This is a genomic window from Micromonospora sp. NBC_01655 (genome assembly GCF_026339755.1).
Classification (GTDB): domain Bacteria; phylum Actinomycetota; class Actinomycetes; order Mycobacteriales; family Micromonosporaceae; genus Micromonospora.
This window is the reverse complement of sequence record NZ_JAPEQF010000001.1, coordinates 4,553,494-4,574,043: the sequence shown is the minus strand read 5'-3', so window position 1 is coordinate 4,574,043 and position 20,550 is coordinate 4,553,494. Positions and strand designations below refer to the sequence as shown.

Sequence of the window (20,550 nt, the reverse complement as noted above, 5' to 3'; positions counted from 1 at the left end):
TCAGCCCTCCTTGCGGGTACGCGGGTCGAGGAACAGGTACGCCACGTCGGCGAGCAGGTTGGCCACCAGCACGGAGAGCGTGATGACCAGGAAGATGCCCTGCATCAGCGGGTAGTCCTTGGCGCTGACGGCCCGGAAGAGCAGGAACCCGAGCCCCGGGTAGGAGAAGACGATCTCCACGAGCAGGGTGCCGCCGACGATCAGCCCGAGCGACAGGGCGAATCCGGCGACGTTGGGCAGCAGCGCGTTGCGCGCCGCGTAGCTCACCGCGACCCGCCGCTCGGGCAGGCCCTTGGCGTGCGCCACCGTGATGTAGTCCTCGGCGGCGACGGTGACCATCATGTTGCGCATGCTGAGGATCCAGCCGGCCATCGAGGAGATCAGGATGGTGGCGGCGGGCAGCAGGCTGTGCCGCACCGCGCTGCCCAGGAAGATGGTGTCCAGGGCGGGGACCAGGCCCGGCTCGTAGCCGCCGGAGGACGGGAAGAAGCTGCCCGGGCCGGCCAGCACCGCGATCGCCACCAGGCCCAACCAGAAGTACGGCACCGAGGACAGGAACGTGGTGACCGGCAGCAGCCCGTCCACCCAGGAGCCGCGCCGCCAGCCGGCCAGCACCCCGAGGCCGGTGCCGAGGAGGAAGCTGACCGCGGTGGTGACGCCGACCAGGGCGAGGGTCCAGGGCAGCGCGTCGCCGATGACCTCCGACACCGGCGACGGGAACGCCGTGAACGACAGCCCCAGGTCGCCGTGCGCGAGTTGCCGCCAGTAGTCGACGTACTGGTCCCACAGGCTGTCGTCGGAGTCGAGGCCGAACAGCACGTACAGCGAGTGGAGGGCGTCGGTGCTGAGCTGCCCCTGGAAGCGGGAGATCAGCGACTTCACCGGATCGCCGGGGATCATCCGGGGGATGAAGAAGTTGATGGTCAGCGCCGCCCAGGCGGTGAACACGTAGAAGGCGAGACGCCGCAGCAGGAAGGTCACCGGCCGGCCTCCCCGCCCACCGGCGCAGCCGCCGCGCCGGCCCCGGTGACGTCGGGGTGGTAGAGCCAGCAGGCCGTCCAGTGCCCGTCGTGGTCGCCGACGGTCAGCCTCGGGGGCAGTTCCTCGGCGCAGCGCGGCATGGCCACCGGGCAGCGCGGGTGGAACCGGCAGCCGGCGGGCGGCCGGATCAGGCTGGGCGGCTCGCCGTCGCCGCGCTCGGCCACGTCCGTTCCGCCGTCGCCGGTGATCCGGTCCGGGTCGGGCGCCGAGCCGATCAGCAGCCGGGTGTACGGGTGCGCCGGGCGCTGGGTGACCGTCTCGCTGTCCCCGCCCTCGACCAGGCGGCCGGCGTACATCACCAGCGTCTCGTCGGCGAAGTAGCGGGCCGAGGCGATGTCGTGGGTGATGTAGAGGATCGCCAGGTCGAACCGCTCCTTGAGCTCGTGCAGCAGGTTGAGCACGCCGAGCCGGATCGACACGTCGAGCATGGACACCGGCTCGTCGGCGAGCAGCACCTCCGGGTCGGCGCCGAGCGCGCGGGCGATGGCGACCCGCTGCCGCTGCCCGCCGGACAACTCGTGCGGGAAGGCGTCCAGGTAGCGCTCGGCCGGGGTGAGCCGGACCCGTTCGAGCAGCCGCCGCAGCGCCGCGTCGAGGTCGGCGTCGGTGCGGCCGGCGTTGCCGTGCACGCGCAGTGCCCGGGTCAGGTGGTAGCGCACGGTGTGCACCGGGTTCAGCGACGCGAACGGGTCCTGGAAGATCAGCTGGACCCGCCGGGCGTACGCCCGGAACGGCCGCCCGCCGCGCACGGTGACCGGCTCGCCGTGCAGCGCGATGGTGCCCGCCGTACGCGGATAGAGCTGCGCGAGCAGCCGGGCGACGGTCGACTTGCCGGAGCCCGACTCGCCGACCAGGGCGGTGACCCGGCCACGGTGCAGGGTCAGCCGCACGTCGTCGACCGCGTGCACGGCCGTTCGGGTACGGGAGAACAGGCCGCGCAGCCGCCTGCGGACGGGGAAGTGCTTGGTCAGGCCGATCGCCTCCAGCACCTCCGCGCCGGCGGCCGGGGCCGACGGGGTGGGCGTCGTCATGCCGGGTTCCTGTCTGCTCAGGGGTGGTCGCGGCGTGGCCGCCGGTGGTCCGGGCGGGGGTGGACCGCCCGGACCACCGGCGCCCGGCTCAGGATCCGGCGGGCCGCAGGTGCTGCACGACGTCCGCCGCGTTGGGCTGGGTCGGCTGCCCCGCGCCGTAGGCGTTGGCGTCGTCCGGCCAGCCGGTCCAGTTCTTCGTGCTGTACGCGGCCCCGACGTTGTCCGCGCCGACCGGGATCATCGGGGCCTGCTCGACGAAGACCTTCTGGAGCGTGGCCAGGGCCGCGGTGCGGGCGGCGTCGTCGGTGGCGTTGGCGTACGCCGCGAGCGCGGCGGTGGCCTGCGGGTTGTCGAAGCGGCCGAAGTTGCCGGCGGGGGAGGCCTTGCCGACCGGCTTGAGCAGCCGGCCGTCCATCACCGTCTGGTAGATGTCGTACGGGGTCGCGCCGCCGTTGGTCCACCGGAAGGTCGCGTCGAATCGGCCCTCCTCGACGTTGCGGAACCAGGCGTCCTGGTTGGCCTTGTCCACCGTGGCGGTGATGCCGATCGTGGACAGGTTGTCCTTCACGATCTCCAGGCTCGTCTGGTAGTCCGACCAGCCGGACGGGTCGGTCAAGGTGAGGGTGACCGGCTTGCCGCTCGGGTCGACCAGCTTGTCGCCGGCGTACCGGAAGCCCGCCTCGGTGAGCACCTTCTTCGCGCCGTCGACGTCGACCCGCTGCTGCTGGCGCTTGAACTCCGGGGCGACGTAGGCGTCGCCGGCCGGGCTTGGCAGCCCGGTCACGCTGGTCACCACCGGGTGGAAGTACCCGGCCGAGGCCTGCTGGAAGATGTCCTCCCGGTTGACCACCATGTTCATCGCTCGGCGCAGGGCGGGGTTGTCGAACGGCTTGCGGGCGGTGTTGATGTACAGGCCGTGGATGCCGAGCACCGCCGGCGCCCACACCTTGTGGTTGGCCGGGTCCTTGCCGACGAACACCGTCTTGACGTTGGGGATGAAGACGAAGCTCCACTCCGACTCGCCGTTGGCCAGCGCGGTGGTCTGCGCGTTGTTGTCGGTGAACGAGGTGTAGCGCAGCTCCTTGACCTTAGGCAGCTCCTGCCAGTAGCCGCTGGTGCGCACGGCCAGGGTGGTGGTCTGCGGGGTGAACGACGTGAGGGTGTAGGCGCCGCTGCCCACCGGGTTCTTGTTGACGTTGGTGCCCGGGTCCTTGATCGCCGACCAGATGTGCTGCGGCACGATCGGCACCTGGGCGATGATCTTCTGCTGGTTGACGAACTGCGGCGAGGCGAAGCCGAGGGTCACCTGGTTGCCGGCGGTGGTGACCGAGGTGTACGGGGTGGCCGCGATGTTGAGCGCCTCGTTGGCCTTGAGCAGGTTGTAGGTGAACGCCACGTCGGCGGCGGTGACCGGCTTTCCGTCGGACCAGGTGGCGTTGTCCCGGACGGTGACGGTGACCGAGCGGTAGTCCGCCGTCCACTCGGCCTTCGTGGCCAGCCACGGCTTGAACGGCTCGGCGGGCTTTACCGGGTTCCACATCATCAGCGGCTCGTAGATCTGCCACCGGTAGCCCAGCGACGCCGCCGACGAGGTGGTCAGGAACGGGTTGTGGTTCTCCGTCTGCGGGCCGTTCGGCATGCCGACGTTGAGCACGGTCGCGCCGCTGCCGCCCTTGTCCCGGGCCCGGGTGTTCGCGGTCTCGCTGCACGCGGTGCCGGTGGCGGCGATCGCGCCGGCCAGCGCGACGGCGACGAACTGGCGTCTTCTCATGATGGTCTCCCTCGGTGCTCCCGGCGGGGAAGCGGGGTCGGTGGTGGGGACGGGTGTGCGCTGTCGCGCCCGGTCGGTTCGAAGCCCCGACAGGTGGCGTGGAGGGTGTTTTCTCTGGGGTTGCGGGTGGTGCGGCCGGCTCAGGTCCCGGTGGTCGAGCCGCGGACGGTGAACGTCGTGGGTATGACGGTCGGTGCGTCGGGCAGCGGGGTGCCGTCGAAGTGGGCGATGAGGGCGTGGGCGGCGGCCTCGCCCATCTGGCGCAACGGCTGGTGCACGGAGGTCAGTGGCGGGTGGGTGTGCGCCGCCAGGGGCAGGTCGTCGAAGCCGACGACCGCCACGTCCTCGGGAACGTGGCGGCCGGCGGCGCGCAGCGCCTGGAGTGCCCCGGCGGCGGACAGGTCGTTGTGGGCGAAGACGGCGTCGAAGGGCGTCCCGGCCGCCAGCAGCCGCTGCGCCGCCGCCCGCCCGCAGTCGAGGGTGAAGTCGCCCTCGACCACCAGTCGCGGGTCCAGCGGCAGGCCGGCCTGGGCGTAGCCCTCGGCGAAGCCGGCCAGTCGCTCGCTGGTGCAGCCGAACCGGTGCAGGCCGGTGACGACCAGGGGGCGGTGCCGGCCGAGGGCGAGCAGGTGCTCGGCCGCGGCCCGGGCGCCGGCCCGGTTCGTGGTCCGGACGGAGGGGAACTGCGGCTGGTGCCCCCGGTCGTCGATCAGGATCACCGGCAGCCCTCGGTCGTGCAGCGCGGTGATGTAGTCCAGGGTGCCCTCCGGCTCGACCACCAGCAGGCCGTCGAAGGACTTCGCGGAGACCTGGGAGGCGAACCGCCGCATCGACTCGTCCCCCCGGTTGCAGGTGAACAGCAGCAGGCCGTAGCCCTCGCTCTCCACCACGTCGACGGCACCCTGGAGCACCTCGCCCATCCACGGCCAGGTGAGCGAGGGGACCAGCATGCCGACCACCCGGGCCCGGCCCCGGGCCAGGCCGACGGCGCGGGCGCTGGGCACGTAGCCCATCTCCTTGATCACGGCGCGGACCCGGGCCGCCGTGGCCTGACCGAGTTCGCCCTTGCCGTTGAGGACCCGGGAGACGGTCGTCTTGCTCACCCCCGCCCGGGTCGCGACGTCGGCGATGGTGATCGGCACGTGACGCTCCCGGGTCGCAGGGATTGAGGGAGTGTTGCGGAACCGGTTGCGGAAGCGGTTCCGGTCGAAGTCAACCGGAGTGACGCGGGCCACGTCAATAACGGCCAGGTAACGAAACATGGCTAATTTCAAGAGGTTAAAGAAGCGTTCGGTCGATGTCCGCCCGCCCCTTCCGATCGGATGTCCCCGCTGTCGCCGGCGCCCGTCCCGGCCTACTTCGGGCGGGCGCCCTGCGCTCGGGCCCCCGCCGCCGTCAAATGAGGTGGCGGACGCCGGGCATCGTCGTCACCCCTGGTCGCCGCCGGCTGCGTCGCCGGGACCGAGCTGCCCCTGTTCCCCGTGCTCCGGGGCCGCCAGCACCAGCCTGGCCAGCACCGCGTCGGCGACTGCCTCTGCCCGCTCCCGCTCCAGGCCCTGCCGCACGCCCACCTCGATCACCTGTTGGTGCACACTGGCGAGCTGCGCCTGGGTCAGCGCGGGGACGACCGCGGCCGGGGACCGGCGGCGGAACAGCCTGCGCCAGAGGGCACGCACGCCGGTGCCCGCCCGGTCCGCCACGGAGCCCGCCGCCTGCTGTGCGACCTGGTCCAGCACCAGCCACACCACCGCGGTCACCAGCGGCACGATCTCGCCCAGACCGAACCCCAGCGGCTCGCGCCGCCGGGACCGCCGGCCCAGCCGCCGCACCACCACGGCGTCGTCGAAGGTCGCCAACCCCGCCACGACCGGCAACTCGGACGGGGCGACCTCCGTGACGACGTCGCGAACCACGTCCCGAACCCTGACGCCCGCCGTGTCGTCCCCTACGCGGTCGTCGCGTTCCAGCCACACCATGCTCTTATACTGGTCGATCCGGGCAATGGGAACCGCGACGGTTTCCCGACACACCACCGCCCACCACGCGCGCGGCGGGCCCCGCCCGGACGGCCGTGCGGCACCGCGGGGTCGCCACGGAGATCGAGTTGGCCGGCGCGCCTGCCGCCGCGTCCACCGCGCGCCTCGTCCGTTAAGCCCTCCGTGCGGCAACGCTCGCCGACAGGTGTCCGACACTGCCCCCGTCCGGATCCGGGGCGGGCGGACCGCCGGCCGGCCCGGTAGCGGGCTGCCGACGGTGCCGGCCGCAGCAGTGCGGAACGGAGGAACGGCCATAGCTGGCAGCAATCCGGCCTCGCTCCCGGACGATGGCGCGGGCGGGCCGCCCGGCAGCGACCCGCCGGGTACGTCGCCCGGGACGGGCGGCACTCCGTCGGCGTTCCCGCGTCGGCTGTGGCGCGTCCTGGACCGGCACCCGCCACCCGGGATCGCCGGGCTCGACCGTCGGTGGCGCAGCCCGCTGCGCGGCCCCTGGCTGACGTCGGTGTACGGGCTGGCGCTGCTGGTCAGCCTGCCCCTGGTGATCGTCACCGGCCTGCTCGACTACGCCGCCTACGGCCCCCAGTTCGGTCAGGCCCTGCCCAGCGACGTCGGCTGGCTCCGGCTGCCGCCCTTCGACTGGCCGACCCGGCCCGCCTGGTTGTTCCGACTCACCCAGGGGCTGCACGTGACGCTCGGCATCGTCCTGGTGCCGGTCGTGCTGGCCAAGCTGTGGTCGGTGACCCCGAAACTGTTCGACTGGCCGCCGGCGCGCTCCCTGGCTCAGGTGCTCGAACGGCTGTCCCTGCTGCTGCTGGTCGGCGGAATCCTGTTCCAGATCGCCACCGGGCTGCTCAACATCCAGTACGCGTACCTGTTCGGCTTCGACTTCTACACCGCGCACTACTTCGGGGCGTGGGTGTTCACCGCCGCGTTCGTCGTCCACGTCGTGCTGAAGCTGCCCCGGCTGGTGTCCGCGCTGCGTTCCCGGTCCCCCCGGGGCGAGCTGCGGGCCGCCCGCGCCGCGACCCGGGCCGAGCCGGCCGACCCCGACGGCCTGGTCGCCGCCCGCCCCGGGCCCGCTACGGTGACCCGGCGGGGTGCCCTGGCCCTGGTCGGCGGGTTGTCCCTGCTGCTGGGCGCGTTGACGGTGGGCCAGAGCCTGGATCCGCTGCGCCGCACCGCGCTGCTGCTGCCCCGCGGCCGAGCGCCGGGCGGCGGACCGAACGGCTTTCCCGTGAACCGGGCTGCGGCGGCAGCGGGCGTCGGCGAAGCCGACACCGGCCGGCAGTGGCGGCTGGCGTTACGCGGCGGCCAACGCACCGCCACCCTGGACCGGGACCAACTGCTCAGCCTTCCGCAGCACACCGCGGAGCTGCCCATCGCCTGCGTCGAGGGCTGGTCGACCCGGCAGACCTGGACCGGCGTGCGGCTGCGCGACCTCGCCGCCCTCGCGGGCGTGCCCGCCCCCGTCTCGGCGACGGTCCGTTCCCTGGAGCGGGCCGGCCTGTTCAACCAGGCCGTGCTGGCGTCCCACCAGATCCTGGATCCCGACGCGCTGCTGGCCCTGCGGGTGAACGGCGCGGACCTCTCCCTCGACCACGGCTACCCCGCCCGGGTCATCGTGCCCGCCCTGCCCGGCGTGCACTGCACCAAGTGGGTGAACTCCATCGAGTTCCGGGCCCGGAATGCGTGAGTCGACCGGCGGGTTCCGGGCCTGGTACGGCACCGGGCTGCGGCATCTGGTCCTCATGGTGGCCTGCTTCGCGGTGACCGGATGGATCGTGCTGCGGCTCGTCGGGGAACCCCGGGCCGAGCGGATGCTGCTCTGGTTCGTCGGCGCGGCCGTCGTCCACGACCTGCTCCTCTTCCCGGTCTACGCCACGGCCGACGCGGCCCTGCGCCGGCTGCTGGGCGTCGACGCGCACCCCGGATCGGGGGCGCGGGTGTCGGCGCTGAACCACATCCGACTTCCCGCCCTCGCCGGGGGGCTGTTGTTCCTGGTGTACCTGCCCAGCATCCTCGGGCAGGGCGGATCCACGTACCTCGCCGCCACCGGCCAGCATCGGCAGCCCTACCTCAGCCGTTGGCTCGCCATCACCGCCGCCCTGTTCCTGGTCAGCGCCGTCTGGTACGCCATCCGGATCAGCAGGCGCCCGCGCCGGTCGCCCTAGACCGCATCCCGCCGGGGTGCTCAGCGGGCCGGGACGGGTAGCCGCAGGCGGCCGTCGTCCACCTGGGCGACCTGTTCCACGGCGGCGAGGTGGGTGCGGTCGTGGGTGACCAGGACGGTGGCGGTGGCCTGCTGGTGGGTGAGGCGGGTGATCAGCTCGATGACGGCCGCGCCGCGTTCGTGGTCGAGCGCGCTGGTGGGTTCGTCGACCAGCAGGACGGTGGGGTCGTTCATCAGGGCGCGGGCGATGTTGACGCGCTGGCGCTGACCGCCGGAGAGCTGGTGGGGGCGCCGGTCGGCCTGGGCGGCCAGGCCGACGGCGTCGAGCAGTGCCATGGCGCGACCGCGCGCCCTGCCGGGGGAACGGCCGGCGAGGTGGGCGATGACCTGGAGCTGCTCGGCGGCGGTGAGGGAGGGCAGCAGGTTGGGCTGCTGGAAGACGATGCCGATCTTGTGGCGGCGCAGGTCGGTGAGTTCGCCGCGGGTCATGCCGGTGGTGGTGGTGCCGTCGACGGTGACGGTGCCGGAGTCGGGGGTGATCAGGGTGGCGGCGACGGCGAGCAGGCTGGACTTCCCGGAGCCGGAGGGGCCGATGACGGCGGTCAGCGTGCCCTTGGGGACGTCCAGGCTGACGTGGTCGAGGGCCGTCAGGCGGCCGTCCCCGTCCGGGTAGGTGAGCGTGACGTCGGTCAGGTTGAGGCTCATCGGGCACTCCCCAGGGCGGTCAGCGGGTCGACGGAGGTGATCCGGCGGATGGACAGGGCGGCCCCGAGCGCGCCGAGCAGGATCATCACGGCGGCGGGGGCGAGGACGGTGGCGGGGGTGAGCAGGAACGGTACGGCGGTGCCGGCGAGCAGAGCGCCCAGCGCGACGGCGACGACCGTGCCGACGAGCGTGCCGCCGACGAGCAGGACGACGGCCTGGCCGAGCGCGTCGCGTAGCAGGTTGGCGGTGGAGGCGCCCAGGGCCTTGAGCACGGCGACGTCGGCGCTGCGCTGGATCGTCCACACGGTGAAGAAGGCTCCGATGACCAGGGCGGAGATGGCGAACAGAAAGCCCCGCATCAGTTGCAGGGAGCCGTTCTCGGAGGTGTAGGAGCCGATCGCGGACAGCGAGTCGTCCGTGGCGACCGTCCTGGTGCCCGTGGCCTCGTCGGTGGCCGGGACGTCGACGCCGGAGGTGGTGGCCAGGGCGATGACGGTGGCGCTGGGGCCGTGGCCGGCGCCGGTGGTGGGCGTGATCTCCTGCCAGGCGTCGAGGCTGATCCAGATCACCGGGGTGTGGCTGAAGGAGGCGTCACCGCTCACGGCCGCGACGGTCAGCGGGTGGCCGGCGACGGTGAGGACGTCGCCGGGCCCGAGCCCGAGTTCGTCGGCGGCGTCGCGGGACAGCACCGCCGAGTCGCCGTCGATCCGGTCGCTTTCCGGGGCCAGCGGGGCCCCGGGGCGGACGCCGAAGGCGGACACGCCGATGCTGCTGTCCCCGGCGGTGGCCTTGGTCGTGGTGATCCCGAGCGGCTCGGCGCTCGTGACGCCGGGGGCTCTGGCCCACTGCTGCCACTGCTCCTCGGTGACCGTGGAGTTGGCGTAGGACAGGTCCTGCCCGCCGTTCGGCGCCCCGAAGGCGATCCTGTCCACGGGCAGGCCGGTGATCGCGGAGACGTTCTGCCGGCCCAGCCCGGCGGTCAGCCCGGACAGCAGCCCGACCAGCAGGGTGATCAGCACGATGACGGCCCCGACGAGGGCGAACCGCCCCTTGGCGAACCTGAGGTCCCTCCAGCCGACAAACATGTCATTACCTGCGCTTTCATGCGGTGGAAGCGGTACTGGTCCACCGTCGCAGCCGGTCCCTGGTCGGGACATCTGGCGCAGGGGGCCAGTTCCCGGATCGGAAGGTGGTGGCCGGGCTCTAACTTTTGATCGACGCGCGGGCGGGTCGGCGTCTCCTAGGCTGGAGGGACCGTGAACACAACCGCTCCCGCGCCGACCCCCACCACCCGCACGCTCGAGTGGTGTCTGCACCTGCTGATCGTCGGCCTGCTCGTCCTGGCCGCGGCCCGGTCCGTGGCCGACGGGGCGCCGCGGTCCACGGCCGTCGTCGCGACGGCCGCCGCGACGGCGGTGGTGTACGCGGCCGGCCGGCTGCTGCCGCGCGTGCGCGCCGACCGCCGCGCCGCAGCGGTGTGGCTGGCCGCCGTCGGCGCGTTGTGGCTGGTACTGCTGGCCCTGTCTCCCGACGGGGTCTGGGTCGCCTTCCCGCTGTACTTCCTCGAGCTCCACCTGCTGCCGCGCCGCGCCGGCCTGGTCGCGGTCATCGCCACCGCCGCGGCGGCAGTCGCGGCCTTCGCCGCCCACACCGGCGCGTTCACCCTGGCCACGGCGGTCGGCCCGGCGCTGGGGGCGGCCGTGGCCGTGGCGGTGGTCTGGGGGTACCAGGCCCTCTACCGGGAGAGCGAGCAGCGCCGCAAGCTGATCGAGGAGCTGACCACCACCCGCGCCGATCTGGCCGAGGCCCAGCACACCGCCGGCGTGCTGGCCGAACGTGAACGGCTGGCCCGCGAGATCCACGACACCCTCGCCCAGGGGCTGTCCAGCATTCAGCTACTGCTGCGCGCCGCCGAACGCGCCCTGCCCGGCCGACCCGACACCGCCGCCCGCCACGTGGACCAGGCCCGTCAGGCAGCCGTGGACAACCTCGCCGAGGCCCGCCGTTTCGTCGCGGCGCTCACCCCGCCAACCCTGGAGGGCGCCACCCTGGCCGGCGCCCTGGAACGCCTGTGCGCCACCACCTCCACCCGCCACCAGCTCACCGCCCGCTTCCACCTCACCGGCGATCCCGTGCCCCTGCCCACCGCGCACGAGGTCGCCCTGCTGCGCATCGCCCAGTCCGCCCTGTCCAACACCGTCCGGCACGCCCACGCCGCCCACGCCGAGGTCACCCTCAGCTATCTCGGCGACCGCGTCGCCGTCGACGTCGTCGACGACGGAGTGGGCTTCGCCCACGACCGGCCACCCGCCGCCGGCCCGCCCCACGGCGGGTTCGGTCTGGCCGCCATGCGCGCCCGCGTGCGCGCCCTGGGTGGCTCCCTCACCATCGAGTCCGCGGCCGGCCACGGCACCGCCCTGGCCGCCCAGCTCCCGCTCACCGCCGCCGGGACCGCCGGTGACTGAGACCGAGGCGCTCATCCGGCTGCTCCTGGCCGACGACCACCCGGTGGTGCGGGCCGGGCTGCGGGCCGTGCTGGAGACCGAGCCCGGCTTGACCATCGTGGCCGAGGCGGCCACCGCCGAGGCCGCCGTCACCCGCGCCGCCGAGGGCGACATCGACGTCGTCCTGATGGACCTGCAGTTCGGCAAGGGGATGAACGGGGCCGAGGCCACCGCCGTGATCACCGCCCGGCCCGGGGCCCCCCGGGTCCTGATCGTCACCACCTACGGCACGGACGCCGACGTCGTGCCCGCCATCGAGGCCGGCGCCACCGGCTATCTCCTCAAGGACGCCCCGCCCGAGGACCTGGCCGCCGCCGTGCGCACCGCCGCCGCCGGCCGCAGCACCCTGGCGCCCACCGTCGCCGACCGGCTCATGAACCGGCTGCGCGCCCCCAGGGCTGCCCTGACCAGGCGCGAGACCGAGGTTCTCGCCCTGGTCGCCGAGGGACTGTCCAACCAGGCCGTCGGCCGGCGGCTGCATCTCACCGAGGGCACCGTCAAGTCCCACCTCGCCCATGTCTACGCCAAACTCGGCGTCGACTCCCGTACCGCCGCCGTCGCCGCGGCGACCGATCTCGGTCTCATCCGCCGCTGAGCCGGTGGGCCCGAGCCCCTGACCGTGCTGCCTGCCGGTCTCGGGCCGGTGCGCCGCTGGCGGTTGCCTGGCCCGGTGGGGGCCGGCCGGTAAGCTTCATCCTCCAGCGCGCGTACTGTCGGCGGGTGAGCACGCGCGGGCGGACCGGTCGCCCGGCCGGCCCGGTCGACCCGGGGAGACCCGGCGGTGACGCCGGGCGTGGTGGGTCGTGACGCGGGCGGACGAGCCGGGGTGGGAGTGGTCGTGACAGTGGACTGGCAGGCAGCCGGTGCCGGCGGGTCGGGGCTGGCGCTGGTGGCCCTGCAGGGCCGGCTGAGCCTGCGCGAGGAGGTGGCCCAGGCGCTCCGCGCCGCGATCGTGGCCGGCCAGATCCGGCCGGGCATCATCTACTCGGCGCCGACCCTGGCGACCCAGTTCGGCGTCTCCCCGACGCCGGTGCGGGAGGCGATTCTCGATCTGGCCAAGGAGGGCCTGATCACGATCGTCAAGAACAAGGGCTTCCGGATCAAGTCCCTCTCCGACCGGGAGCTCGACGAGATCACCGAGATCCGCGAGCTGCTGGAGATCCCGGTGGTGGCCGACCAGGTGGGCCGGCTAGGCGAGGAGCAACTCCGGGAACTGCGGACCCTGGCGGAGGCCGTGGTGACCGCCGCGAGCCGGAGCGACATCGTCGCGTACATCGAGGCGGACAGCGCGTTCCACCTGACCCTGCTGCGCGCCGGTGGCAACCTGCGGCTGGTGGAGACCGTGGCCGACCTGCGTAACCGCACCCGGCTGTACGGGCTGGACGGGCTGGTCGAGAACGGCCAGTTGGTCGGCTCGGCGGACGAGCACGTCCAGCTCGTGGACCTGCTGGAGGCGAAGGACCGGCCGGCGGTCGTCGAGCTGATGCGCCGGCACCTGCAACACGTACGGGGGATCTGGGCCGCCCGGCCCGAGCAGTAGCGGCGCGGCGGCCCTCCGCGCCGCCCTCGTCCCGACCGCCGCCACCCACCCCGCGAACCGGGGCGCGGGTGCCTGCGCCTGGCGGGAGACATTCATGGCTATTGGTCGGTCTGGTCGACCGTGATACGGTGCCATGTAACATACTACTGGAGGTTCGGTGGAACAGATTCCGTGGCGGGGCGTCCTGGTGGCGACCGCACTGCCGTTCCGGCTCTCCGACCTGGGCGTCGACCACGAGGCCTACGCCGCGCACGTGCGGTGGCTCGCCGACAACGGCTGCCAGGGCGTCGTGCCGAACGGCTCGCTCGGCGAGTATCAGGCGCTCACCGCAGTCGAACGCGCGGAGGTGGTACGCACCGCGGTCGCGGCGGCCCCGCCCGGCTTCTCGGTGGTTCCCGGCGTGTCGGCCTACGGCGCGGACGAGGCACGGCGCTGGGCCGACCAGGCCGCCGAGGCGGGCTGCCCGGCCGTCATGCTGCTGCCCCCCACCGCCTACCGGGCGGACGACGCCGCCGTGGTGGCGCACTACCGCGAGGTGGCCAAGGCGGGCCTGCCGGTGGTGGCCTACAACAACCCGCTGGACACCCGGGTCGACCTCGGCCCCGTCCTGCTGCGCCGGCTGTACGACGAGGGCCTGATCGTCGCGGTCAAGGAGTTCAGCGGCGACGTGCGCCGGGCGTACGAGCTGGCCGAGCTCGCCCCCGGCCTCGACCTGCTGGCCGGCGCCGACGACGTGTCCCTCGAACTCCTGCTCGGCGGGGCGGTCGGCTGGATCGGCGGCTACCAGAACGTCGTCCCGGCCAGTTGTGTCCGCCTCTACCGGGCCGCCGTCGCCGGGGACCTGGCGACCGCACTGCCGCTCTACCGCACGCTGCACTCGTTGCTGCGCTGGGATTCCCGGCCCGATTTCGTCCAGGCGATCAAGCTCGCCATGGACGTGGCCGGCCGACCGGGAGGGCCCGCCCGCCAGCCGCGCCAGCCGCTGGCCCCGGCGGTCGCGACGGTCGTCCGGGAGACGACCGAACGGCTGCTCGCGGCGGGTCACCGCTGATGCGCAGCAGCCGGGTCATCCACGTGGTCGACTCGCACACCGAGGGGATGCCCACCCGGGTGGTGACCGGCGGCGTCCCGGTGATCCCGGGCGACACCATGGCGCAGCGCCGGGAACACCTGATCGCGCACCTCGACCACCTGCGGACCTTCCTGATGTACGAACCCCGGGGCCACTCGGCGATGTCGGGCGCGATCCTGCAACCCCCGACCCGGCCGGACGCCGACGTCGGCGTGGTCTACATCGAGGTTTCCGGCTGCCTGCCGATGTGCGGCCACGGCACCATCGGGGTGGCGACCGTGCTGGTCGAGACCGGAATGGTCGAGGTCACCGAGCCGGTCACCACGGTACGGCTGGACACCCCGTCCGGGCTGGTGGTGGCGTCGGTGGCCGTGACCGGCGGTCGCGCCACCGCGGTGACCATCCGCAACGTGCCGTCCTTCGTGATGGCGCTGGACGCCTCGGTGCAGGTGCCCGGCCTGGGTCGGGTCCGCTACGACCTGGCCTACGGTGGCAACTTCTACGCCATCGTGGACCTCGCCGAGGTGGGACTGCGGCTGGACCGGGGCGACCGGCAGCGGCTGCTCGACGCGGGCCTGGCCATCATGGCGGCGATCAACGCCGCCGACCGGCCGGTGCACCCCGAGCAGCCGGAGATCTCCGGCTGCCACCACGTGTACCTGGCCGGGGAGGGATCCGACGCGCAGCACTCCCGGCACGCGATGGTGATCCACCCGGGGTGGTTCGACCGGTCGCCCTGCGGCACCGGCACCTCGGCCCGGATGGCGCAGTTGCACGCCCGGGGGCAACTCCCGCTGGAGCGGGACTTCACCAACGAGTCGCTGCTCGGCACCCGGTTCGTCGGCCGGCTGGTCGACACCACCACGGTCGCGGGCGCTGCGGCGGTGGTGCCGACGGTGACCGGGCGGGCCTGGCTCACCGGCACGGCACAGTTCTTCCTCGACCCCGACGATCCCTTCCCGGCAGGATTCCAGCTGTGAGCGAACTGATCCGTAGCTGCTCCCCGCAGCGCCCCACCGAGCTGGTCGTCGAGCGGGCGGCGGTCGCCCCGGACCAGGTCCGGGCGCTGGCCGCGCGGGCCCGGACCGCGCAGGCGGGCTGGTGCCGGGAGCCGGTGGCCGGCCGTGTCGCCGCCCTGCGCGCCGCCGCCGACCGGCTGCGGGAGCGGGCCGACGTGCTCGCCGACCTGATCGTCCGCGAGGTGGGCAAGCCGATCGGCGAGGCCCGCGCCGAGGTGGCCCGGGGCGCGGCGATCCTGGACTACTACGCGCAGGCGTGCCTCGCCGCCACCGGCGAGCTGCTGCCACCGTCCATGCCGGCGGACCAGCCCGGCCTGCTCTACACCGAACGCCGGCCGCGTGGCGTCGCCGGGCTGCTCACCCCGTGGAACTTCCCTCTGGCCATCCCGCTGTGGAAGGCCGCCCCGGCCCTCGCCACCGGCAACGCGGTGCTGCTCAAGCCCTCCCCGGACGCGGTGGCCTGCGGCGAGGCCGTGCAGCGGCTGTTCGACGGGCTGCTGCCGGACGGGCTGCTGGAGGTCGTGCCGGGTGGGCCGGCGACCGGGCGCGCGGTCGTCGAGGCGACCGACGTCGTCTCGTTCACCGGCTCCGCCTCGGTCGGCGCGCAGGTCGCGGTCGCCGCCGCCCGTGCCGGCCGGCCGGTGCAGGCGGAGATGGGCGGCCAGAACGCCGCCGTGGTGCTGCCCGACGCCGACCCCGGCCCGACCGCCGCCCTGCTGGCCGGCGCCGCCATGGGGTACTCCGGGCAGAAGTGCACCGCGACCCGGCGGATCGTGGTGGTGGGTGATCCCGCGGAGTTCACCGAGGCGCTGGTGGCGGCGGTCGAGGCGGTCCGGGTCGGTGATCCCGCCGACCCGGCGGTCGCCGCCGGTCCGGTGATCAGCGCCGCCGCCCGGACCCGGATGCGCGACGCCGTCACGGCGGCGCGGGAGGCCGGGGCGCGGGTGCTCACCGGGGGCGGACCCGGGACCGGGGACGGCTTCTTCGTCACACCGGTGCTGCTGGACCGCGTCGACCCGACCCACCCGGTGGCCCAGGAGGAGACCTTCGGCCCGCTGGCGACCGTGCTGTCCGCGCCGGACCTGGCCCGCGCCGTCGAGCTGGCCAACGGCGTGCGCTACGGCCTGGTCACCTCGGTGCACGGCCGGGACGTCGGTGCGCTGCTGCACGCCGTACGTGGCCTCGACACCGGCCTGGTCCGGGTCAACGCGCCGACCACCGGGGTGGACTTCCACGCGCCGTTCGGCGGCGAGAAGGCGTCCAGCTACGGCCCGCGCGAGCAGGGCACCGCCGCCCTGGACTTCTACACCGCCACCCGCACCGTCACCTTCGCCGCGCCGCCGCAGCCCTGACCGGGCCACCGGCCCCGGCCGACCGCCCCACCCCGTCCCGTGAAGGAGCCGCTGTGACCCGTACCGACCTGCGTACCGGCAGCCACGACCTGCCGGTCAGCCCCGCGCTCGAGGAGTTCATGCTGACCGGCTGGGCGGACACCGAGCACCGTGACCTGCCGGTCGACGAGGTGGCCGACTGGGCCGCCGCGCGCCGCGACCGGCTGCACCGGATGTTCCCCGGCGAGCGGCTGGTGGTGCCGGCCGGTGGCTACCAGCGGCGCGCCAACGACCAGAACCACCGGTTCCGGCCGCACTCGGCCTACGCCTGGCTGACCGGTGACCAGTCCTCCGACGGGGTGCTGGTAATCGATCCGGACGGGGAGGTGACGCTCTTCCTGCGTCCCCGCTCCGGCCGGGCCGACGGCGAGTTCTTCCGGGACCGGGTCTACGGCGAGCTGTGGGCCGGTCGGCGCCCGACGCTGGGGGAGAGCAGCCGGCGGCTGGGGCTGCCGACCCGGCACGTCGCCGAGCTGGCCGGGGCGCTGGCCGTGGCCGCGCCGACCCGGGTGCTGCGCGGCGTCGACGGGCACGTCGACACCCTGCTGCCCGGCCGAGCCGGGGGCGTCGACGCGGAGTTCGCCTCCGTGCTGGCCGAACTCCGCCTGGTCAAGGACGACTGGGAGATCGCCCAGTTGGAGGAGGCGGTGGCGATCACGACCCGGGGCTTCGAGGACGTGGTCCGGGCGCTGCCGACGGCGATGCGCACCTCCGAGCGTCACCTGGAGGGGGTGTTCTGGCAGCGGGCCCGGCTGGAGGGCAACGACGTCGGCTACCACTCGATCGTGGCGGCGGGCGCGCACGCGGCGACCCTGCACTGGACCGACAACGACGGGCCGGTCCGCGACGGGGACCTGCTGCTGCTCGACGCCGGGGTGGAGACGCGGTCGCTCTACACCGCCGACATCACCCGGGTGCTGCCGGTCTCCGGCCGGTTCAGCCCCCTGCAACGGGACCTGTACGAGCTGTGCCGGCGGGCGAACGACGCCGCGCTGGACTGCCTGCGGCCGGGCGCGGAGTTCCGGGCGTTCCACCGGGCGGCGATGACGGTGCTGGCGCACGGGCTGGCGGACCTCGGGGTGCTGCCCTGCCCGCCGGAGCAGGCGCTGGCGGAGGAGTCCGGCCTGTACCGGCGGTGGACCCTGTGCGGGTCGGGCCACATGCTCGGTCTGGACGTGCACGACTGCGCCGCCGCCCGGGCCGACGCCTACCTGGACGGTCGGCTCGCGGCCGGGCAGGTGCTCACCGTGGAACCGGGGCTGTACTTCCAGCCGGACGACGAGCTGATCCCGGGCGAACTGCGCGGACTGGGCTTCCGCATCGAGGAGGACATCCTGGTCACCGACGACGGCTACCGGGTGCTCTCCGACGGCCTCCCCCGTCGGGCCGACGACGTCGAGGCGTGGATGCACCGGATCGGGTCATGAGCGCCACCGGCGCGGACGTCGTCGTCATCGGGGCGGGAATGGTCGGCGCGGCCTGCGCCTACTACGCGGCAAGGGCCGGGCTGGCGGTGACCGTGGTCGACCGGGCCGGGGTGGCCGGCGGCACCACCGGCGCGGGTGAGGGCAACATCCTGCTCTCGGACAAGCCGCCCGGGCCGGAGCTGGCGCTGGCCCGGCACTCCGGGCGGCTCTGGCACGAGCTGGGCGACGCCCTGGGCGGCGAGCGGATCGAGCTGGAACGCAAGGGCGGGCTGGTGGTGGCCGCCTCGGCGGCGGAACACGCCGCGCTGCGGGCGTTCGCCGCCGGCCAGCGCGCCGCCGGGGTGGAGGTGGTGCCGGTGCCCGCCGAGGCGCTGCCCGAGCACGAACCGCACCTGGCCCGGGACCTCGCCGGCGGCGCGTACTACCCGCAGGACATGCAGGTCCAGCCGATGCTGGCCGCCGCCCACCTGCTGCGCGCGGCCGGGGTGCCGGTGCTGACCGGGACCACGGTGACCGGCCTGCGGCGCGACGCGGCCGGCGCGATCCGGGGCGTGGTCACCGACCGGGGAGCGCTGCCCACCCCGGCGGTGGTCAACGCCGCCGGGGTGTGGGCGGCCGGGATCGCCGGCCTGGCCGGGGTGGGGCTGCCGGTCCTGCCCCGGCGCGGGTTCGTCCTGGTCACCGAGGCGCTGCCGCCGCTGATCCGGCACAAGGTGTACGCGGCCGGCTACGTCGCCGGCGTCGGGCGCAGCTCCGAGGGACTGGAGGTGTCCCCGGTGGTGGAGGGAACCCGGGCGGGCACCGTCCTGATCGGCTCCACCCGGGAGCGGGTGGGCTTCGACCGGACCGTCCCGCTGTCGGCCCTGCGCCAGCTCGCGGCCGGGGCGGTGCGTCTGTTCCCGGTCCTCGCCTCGGTGTCGGTGATCCGCGCGTACCGGGGGTTCCGGCCGTACAGCCCCGACCACCTGCCGATGATCGGGGCCGACCCCCGGGTGCCGGGCCTGTTCCACGCCTGTGGCCACGAGGGCGCCGGGATCGGTCTCGCCCCGGCGACGGGGCACGCCGTCGCGGCCCTGCTGACCGGGCGTGCCCCGCAGGTCGACCTCCGACCGTTCGCCCCGGAGCGCCACGATGTTCACATTTGACGGCCGGCCGGTGCCCACCGACGGGGAGCGGAGCATCGCCGCCGCGCTGCTGGCCGCAGGCGTCCGCTCCTGGCGGCGCAGCCGGGTCGACGGCCGCCCCCGGGGCGTCTTCTGCGGCATCGGGGTCTGCTTCGACTGCCTGGTGCGGGTCAACGGGGTGCCGGCGCAGCGGGCCTGCCTGGTGGTGGCCCGCCCGGGCGACGTGGTCGACAGCCAGGACGAGGGCGAGGAGCGGGAATGACCGAGTACGACGTGGTGGTGGTCGGCGCCGGCCCGGCCGGGCTGGCCGCGGCGGCCGGCGCGGCGCGGGCCGGCTGCCGGGTGGTGGTGCTGGACGCCGCGGCCCGGCCCGGCGGGCAGTTCTGGCGGCACCGGTCCGGGGCCGACGGCCGCGAGCACCACGACTGGGAGGCGTTCACCCGGCTGCGCGACCAGCTCGGCCGGGCCGCCTACCGGGCCGACGCCGCCGTCTGGTTCGTCGAGGCCGGCACCACCGCCGGGGCGCCGGGCTTCACCGTGCACACCCGCGCCGGGACGGTGCACGGGCGGCGGCTGGTCGTCGCCACCGGCGCTTACGACCGGGTGGTGCCCTTCCCGGGCTGGGACCTGCCCGGGGTGGTCACGGCCGGCGGCGCCCAGGCGTTGCTCAAGGGGCAGGGAGTGGGCTTCGCGCGGCGGGTCGTGGTGGCCGGCACCGGCCCGTTCCTGCTGCCCGTCGCGACGGGCCTGGCCGCCGCCGGCAGCGTCGTGGTCGGCGTCTGCGAGGCGAACGACCCGCTCGGGTACGCCCGCCAGCTCCGCCCGGTGGCGGGCGCGGTGGGCAAGCTCGCCGAGGCGGGCCGGTACGGCTGGCGGATGCTGCGGCACCGGGTGCCCTACCGGCGCCGGACCGTGGTGCTGGCCGCGCACGGCGCCGACCAGCTCACCGGGGTCACGGTCGCCTCGGTCGACGCCGGCGGCGCGGTGCTGGCCGGCACCGAGACCGAGCTGGAGTGCGACGGGCTCGCGGTGGGCTTCGGCTTCACCCCGCAGGTGGAGCTGGGCCTCGCCCTGGGCTGCGCGACCCGGCTGGACGGCGACGGGAGCCTGGTGTTGGCCGTCGACGCGGCGCAGGCGACCTCGGTGCCCGGGGTGTACGCCGCCGGTGAGGTGACCGGGGTGGGCGGGGCCGGGCTCGCGCTGGTCGAGGGAGAGCTGGCCGGCGCAGCCGCGGCGCTGTCGCTGGGCCGCCCGCTGCCCTGGTCGGGCCGGCGGCACGGCCGGCTGCTGCGGGCCCGGCGCCGGCTGCGCCGGTTCGCCTCGGCGCTGCACGCGGTGCACCCGGTGCCGGCCGGCTGGCCGGACCGGTGCGCCGACGACACGCTGGTCTGCCGCTGCGAGGACGTGCCGGTCGGGGCGGTACGGCAGGCGGTGCGGGAGTTGTCCGCCGCCGACGCGCGGGGCGCGAAGCTGCTGACCCGGGTCGGCATGGGCTGGTGCCAGGGGCGGATCTGCGGGTACGCCACCGCCTGCCTGACCGCGCGGGCGGCCGGCCGGGCCCTCAGCGCGGCGGACCTGGCCGGGTTCGCCACCCGTCCGGTCGCGCAGCCGGTCACCCTCGGCCACCTCGCCACCGGCGACTGACCGCCGTGGCCGCCTCGGCGAGGGCGGAGGAGCCGCACGGCCGCACGGGCCGCGCCGCCCTCGCCGAGGCGGCGGCCCCGCCGGGGCGGGAGTCCACCGGCTCCGGAGAGGACG

General features: G+C 74.5%; 19 protein-coding genes. 12 read left to right on the top strand and 7 right to left on the bottom strand.

What is annotated here, in order from left to right:
- The 5 genes from OOK41_RS20775 to OOK41_RS20755 form a co-directional block, all read right to left on the bottom strand.
- Positions 1-981 carry an ABC transporter permease gene (locus OOK41_RS20775; protein WP_266266393.1) on the bottom strand — a complete coding sequence of 327 codons (981 nt, stop codon included), beginning with the start codon at positions 979-981 and terminating at the stop codon, positions 1-3.
- A complete protein-coding gene (locus OOK41_RS20770) occupies positions 978-2,072 on the bottom strand; it encodes an ABC transporter ATP-binding protein (protein WP_266266392.1) in 1,095 nt (364 codons plus the stop codon). The genes OOK41_RS20775 and OOK41_RS20770 overlap by 4 nt, the downstream gene beginning before the upstream one ends.
- An 88-nt stretch (positions 2,073-2,160) precedes the next feature.
- Complete coding sequence (locus tag OOK41_RS20765; protein ID WP_266266391.1) at positions 2,161-3,843, bottom strand: ABC transporter substrate-binding protein; 1,683 nt, start codon at positions 3,841-3,843, stop codon at positions 2,161-2,163.
- Between the two features lie 140 nt (positions 3,844-3,983).
- Entirely contained in the window at positions 3,984-4,985 is a 1,002-nt protein-coding gene (locus OOK41_RS20760) for a LacI family DNA-binding transcriptional regulator (RefSeq protein WP_117667761.1), read from the bottom strand.
- A gap of 285 nt (positions 4,986-5,270) precedes the next feature.
- Positions 5,271-5,756, bottom strand: a complete 486-nt coding sequence (locus OOK41_RS20755) for a hypothetical protein (protein WP_207892664.1) — start codon at positions 5,754-5,756, stop codon at positions 5,271-5,273.
- Between the two features lie 493 nt (positions 5,757-6,249).
- Here OOK41_RS20755 and OOK41_RS20750 point away from each other — a divergent pair, with 493 nt between their 5' ends.
- On the top strand, positions 6,250-7,533 hold the full coding sequence (locus tag OOK41_RS20750; RefSeq protein ID WP_266267916.1) for a molybdopterin-dependent oxidoreductase: 1,284 nt from the start codon (positions 6,250-6,252) through the stop codon (positions 7,531-7,533).
- Entirely contained in the window at positions 7,526-8,011 is a 486-nt protein-coding gene (locus OOK41_RS20745; protein WP_266266390.1) for a hypothetical protein, read from the top strand. Before OOK41_RS20750 ends, OOK41_RS20745 begins: the two co-directional genes overlap by 8 nt.
- Before the next feature lie 20 nt (positions 8,012-8,031).
- Here OOK41_RS20745 and OOK41_RS20740 read toward each other — a convergent pair whose 3' ends face one another.
- Together OOK41_RS20740 and OOK41_RS20735 are read right to left on the bottom strand one after the other, a co-directional pair.
- The gene (locus tag OOK41_RS20740) at positions 8,032-8,715 is read right to left on the bottom strand and encodes an ABC transporter ATP-binding protein (RefSeq protein WP_266266389.1); all 684 of its coding nucleotides are present in this window, start codon (positions 8,713-8,715) and stop codon (positions 8,032-8,034) included.
- Entirely contained in the window at positions 8,712-9,800 is a 1,089-nt protein-coding gene (locus OOK41_RS20735) for an ABC transporter permease (RefSeq protein WP_266266388.1), read from the bottom strand. The genes OOK41_RS20740 and OOK41_RS20735 overlap by 4 nt, the downstream gene beginning before the upstream one ends.
- 171 nt (positions 9,801-9,971) lie before the next feature.
- Between OOK41_RS20735 and OOK41_RS20730 the strand changes: the two genes are divergently transcribed.
- The 10 genes from OOK41_RS20730 (at position 9,972) to OOK41_RS20685 (ending at position 20,436) form a co-directional block, all read left to right on the top strand.
- On the top strand, positions 9,972-11,180 hold the full coding sequence (locus OOK41_RS20730; RefSeq protein WP_266266387.1) for a sensor histidine kinase: 1,209 nt from the start codon (positions 9,972-9,974) through the stop codon (positions 11,178-11,180).
- Entirely contained in the window at positions 11,173-11,814 is a 642-nt protein-coding gene (locus OOK41_RS20725; RefSeq protein WP_117667439.1) for a response regulator transcription factor, read from the top strand. Before OOK41_RS20730 ends, OOK41_RS20725 begins: the two co-directional genes overlap by 8 nt.
- 243 nt (positions 11,815-12,057) lie before the next feature.
- Entirely contained in the window at positions 12,058-12,759 is a 702-nt protein-coding gene (locus OOK41_RS20720) for a GntR family transcriptional regulator (RefSeq protein ID WP_266266386.1), read from the top strand.
- Positions 12,760-12,916: 157 nt separating this feature from the next.
- Positions 12,917-13,810 carry a dihydrodipicolinate synthase family protein gene (locus OOK41_RS20715; protein WP_266266385.1) on the top strand — a complete coding sequence of 298 codons (894 nt, stop codon included), beginning with the start codon at positions 12,917-12,919 and terminating at the stop codon, positions 13,808-13,810.
- A complete protein-coding gene (locus OOK41_RS20710; protein WP_266266384.1) occupies positions 13,810-14,811 on the top strand; it encodes a proline racemase family protein in 1,002 nt (333 codons plus the stop codon). Before OOK41_RS20715 ends, OOK41_RS20710 begins: the two co-directional genes overlap by 1 nt.
- Complete coding sequence (locus tag OOK41_RS20705; RefSeq protein WP_266266383.1) at positions 14,808-16,202, top strand: aldehyde dehydrogenase; 1,395 nt, start codon at positions 14,808-14,810, stop codon at positions 16,200-16,202. The genes OOK41_RS20710 and OOK41_RS20705 overlap by 4 nt, the downstream gene beginning before the upstream one ends.
- 53 nt (positions 16,203-16,255) lie before the next feature.
- Positions 16,256-17,668 carry an aminopeptidase P family protein gene (locus OOK41_RS20700; protein ID WP_266266382.1) on the top strand — a complete coding sequence of 471 codons (1,413 nt, stop codon included), beginning with the start codon at positions 16,256-16,258 and terminating at the stop codon, positions 17,666-17,668.
- Positions 17,665-18,813, top strand: coding sequence for an FAD-binding oxidoreductase (locus OOK41_RS20695; RefSeq protein WP_266266381.1), 1,149 nt, complete (start codon positions 17,665-17,667; stop codon positions 18,811-18,813). Before OOK41_RS20700 ends, OOK41_RS20695 begins: the two co-directional genes overlap by 4 nt.
- Positions 18,800-19,054, top strand: a complete 255-nt coding sequence (locus OOK41_RS20690) for a (2Fe-2S)-binding protein (protein WP_266266380.1) — start codon at positions 18,800-18,802, stop codon at positions 19,052-19,054. The genes OOK41_RS20695 and OOK41_RS20690 overlap by 14 nt, the downstream gene beginning before the upstream one ends.
- Positions 19,051-20,436, top strand: coding sequence for an FAD-dependent oxidoreductase (locus OOK41_RS20685; RefSeq protein WP_266266379.1), 1,386 nt, complete (start codon positions 19,051-19,053; stop codon positions 20,434-20,436). Before OOK41_RS20690 ends, OOK41_RS20685 begins: the two co-directional genes overlap by 4 nt.
- Positions 20,437-20,550 lie beyond the last annotated feature (114 nt).

Bases quoted from the DNA above. Each gene is read 5' to 3' on its own strand.
- OOK41_RS20745 (WP_266266390.1), top strand. From the start codon at position 7,526: ATGCGTGAGTCGACCGGCGGGTTCCGGGCCTGGTACGGCACCGGGCTG.
- OOK41_RS20710 (WP_266266384.1), top strand. From the start codon at position 13,810: ATGCGCAGCAGCCGGGTCATCCACGTGGTCGACTCGCACACCGAGGGG.
- OOK41_RS20765 (WP_266266391.1), bottom strand. From the start codon at position 3,843: ATGAGAAGACGCCAGTTCGTCGCCGTCGCGCTGGCCGGCGCGATCGCC.
- OOK41_RS20685 (WP_266266379.1), top strand. From the start codon at position 19,051: ATGACCGAGTACGACGTGGTGGTGGTCGGCGCCGGCCCGGCCGGGCTG.
- OOK41_RS20735 (WP_266266388.1), bottom strand. From the start codon at position 9,800: ATGTTTGTCGGCTGGAGGGACCTCAGGTTCGCCAAGGGGCGGTTCGCC.
- OOK41_RS20770 (WP_266266392.1), bottom strand. From the start codon at position 2,072: ATGACGACGCCCACCCCGTCGGCCCCGGCCGCCGGCGCGGAGGTGCTG.
- OOK41_RS20695 (WP_266266381.1), top strand. From the start codon at position 17,665: ATGAGCGCCACCGGCGCGGACGTCGTCGTCATCGGGGCGGGAATGGTC.
- OOK41_RS20690 (WP_266266380.1), top strand. From the start codon at position 18,800: ATGTTCACATTTGACGGCCGGCCGGTGCCCACCGACGGGGAGCGGAGC.
- OOK41_RS20740 (WP_266266389.1), bottom strand. From the start codon at position 8,715: ATGAGCCTCAACCTGACCGACGTCACGCTCACCTACCCGGACGGGGAC.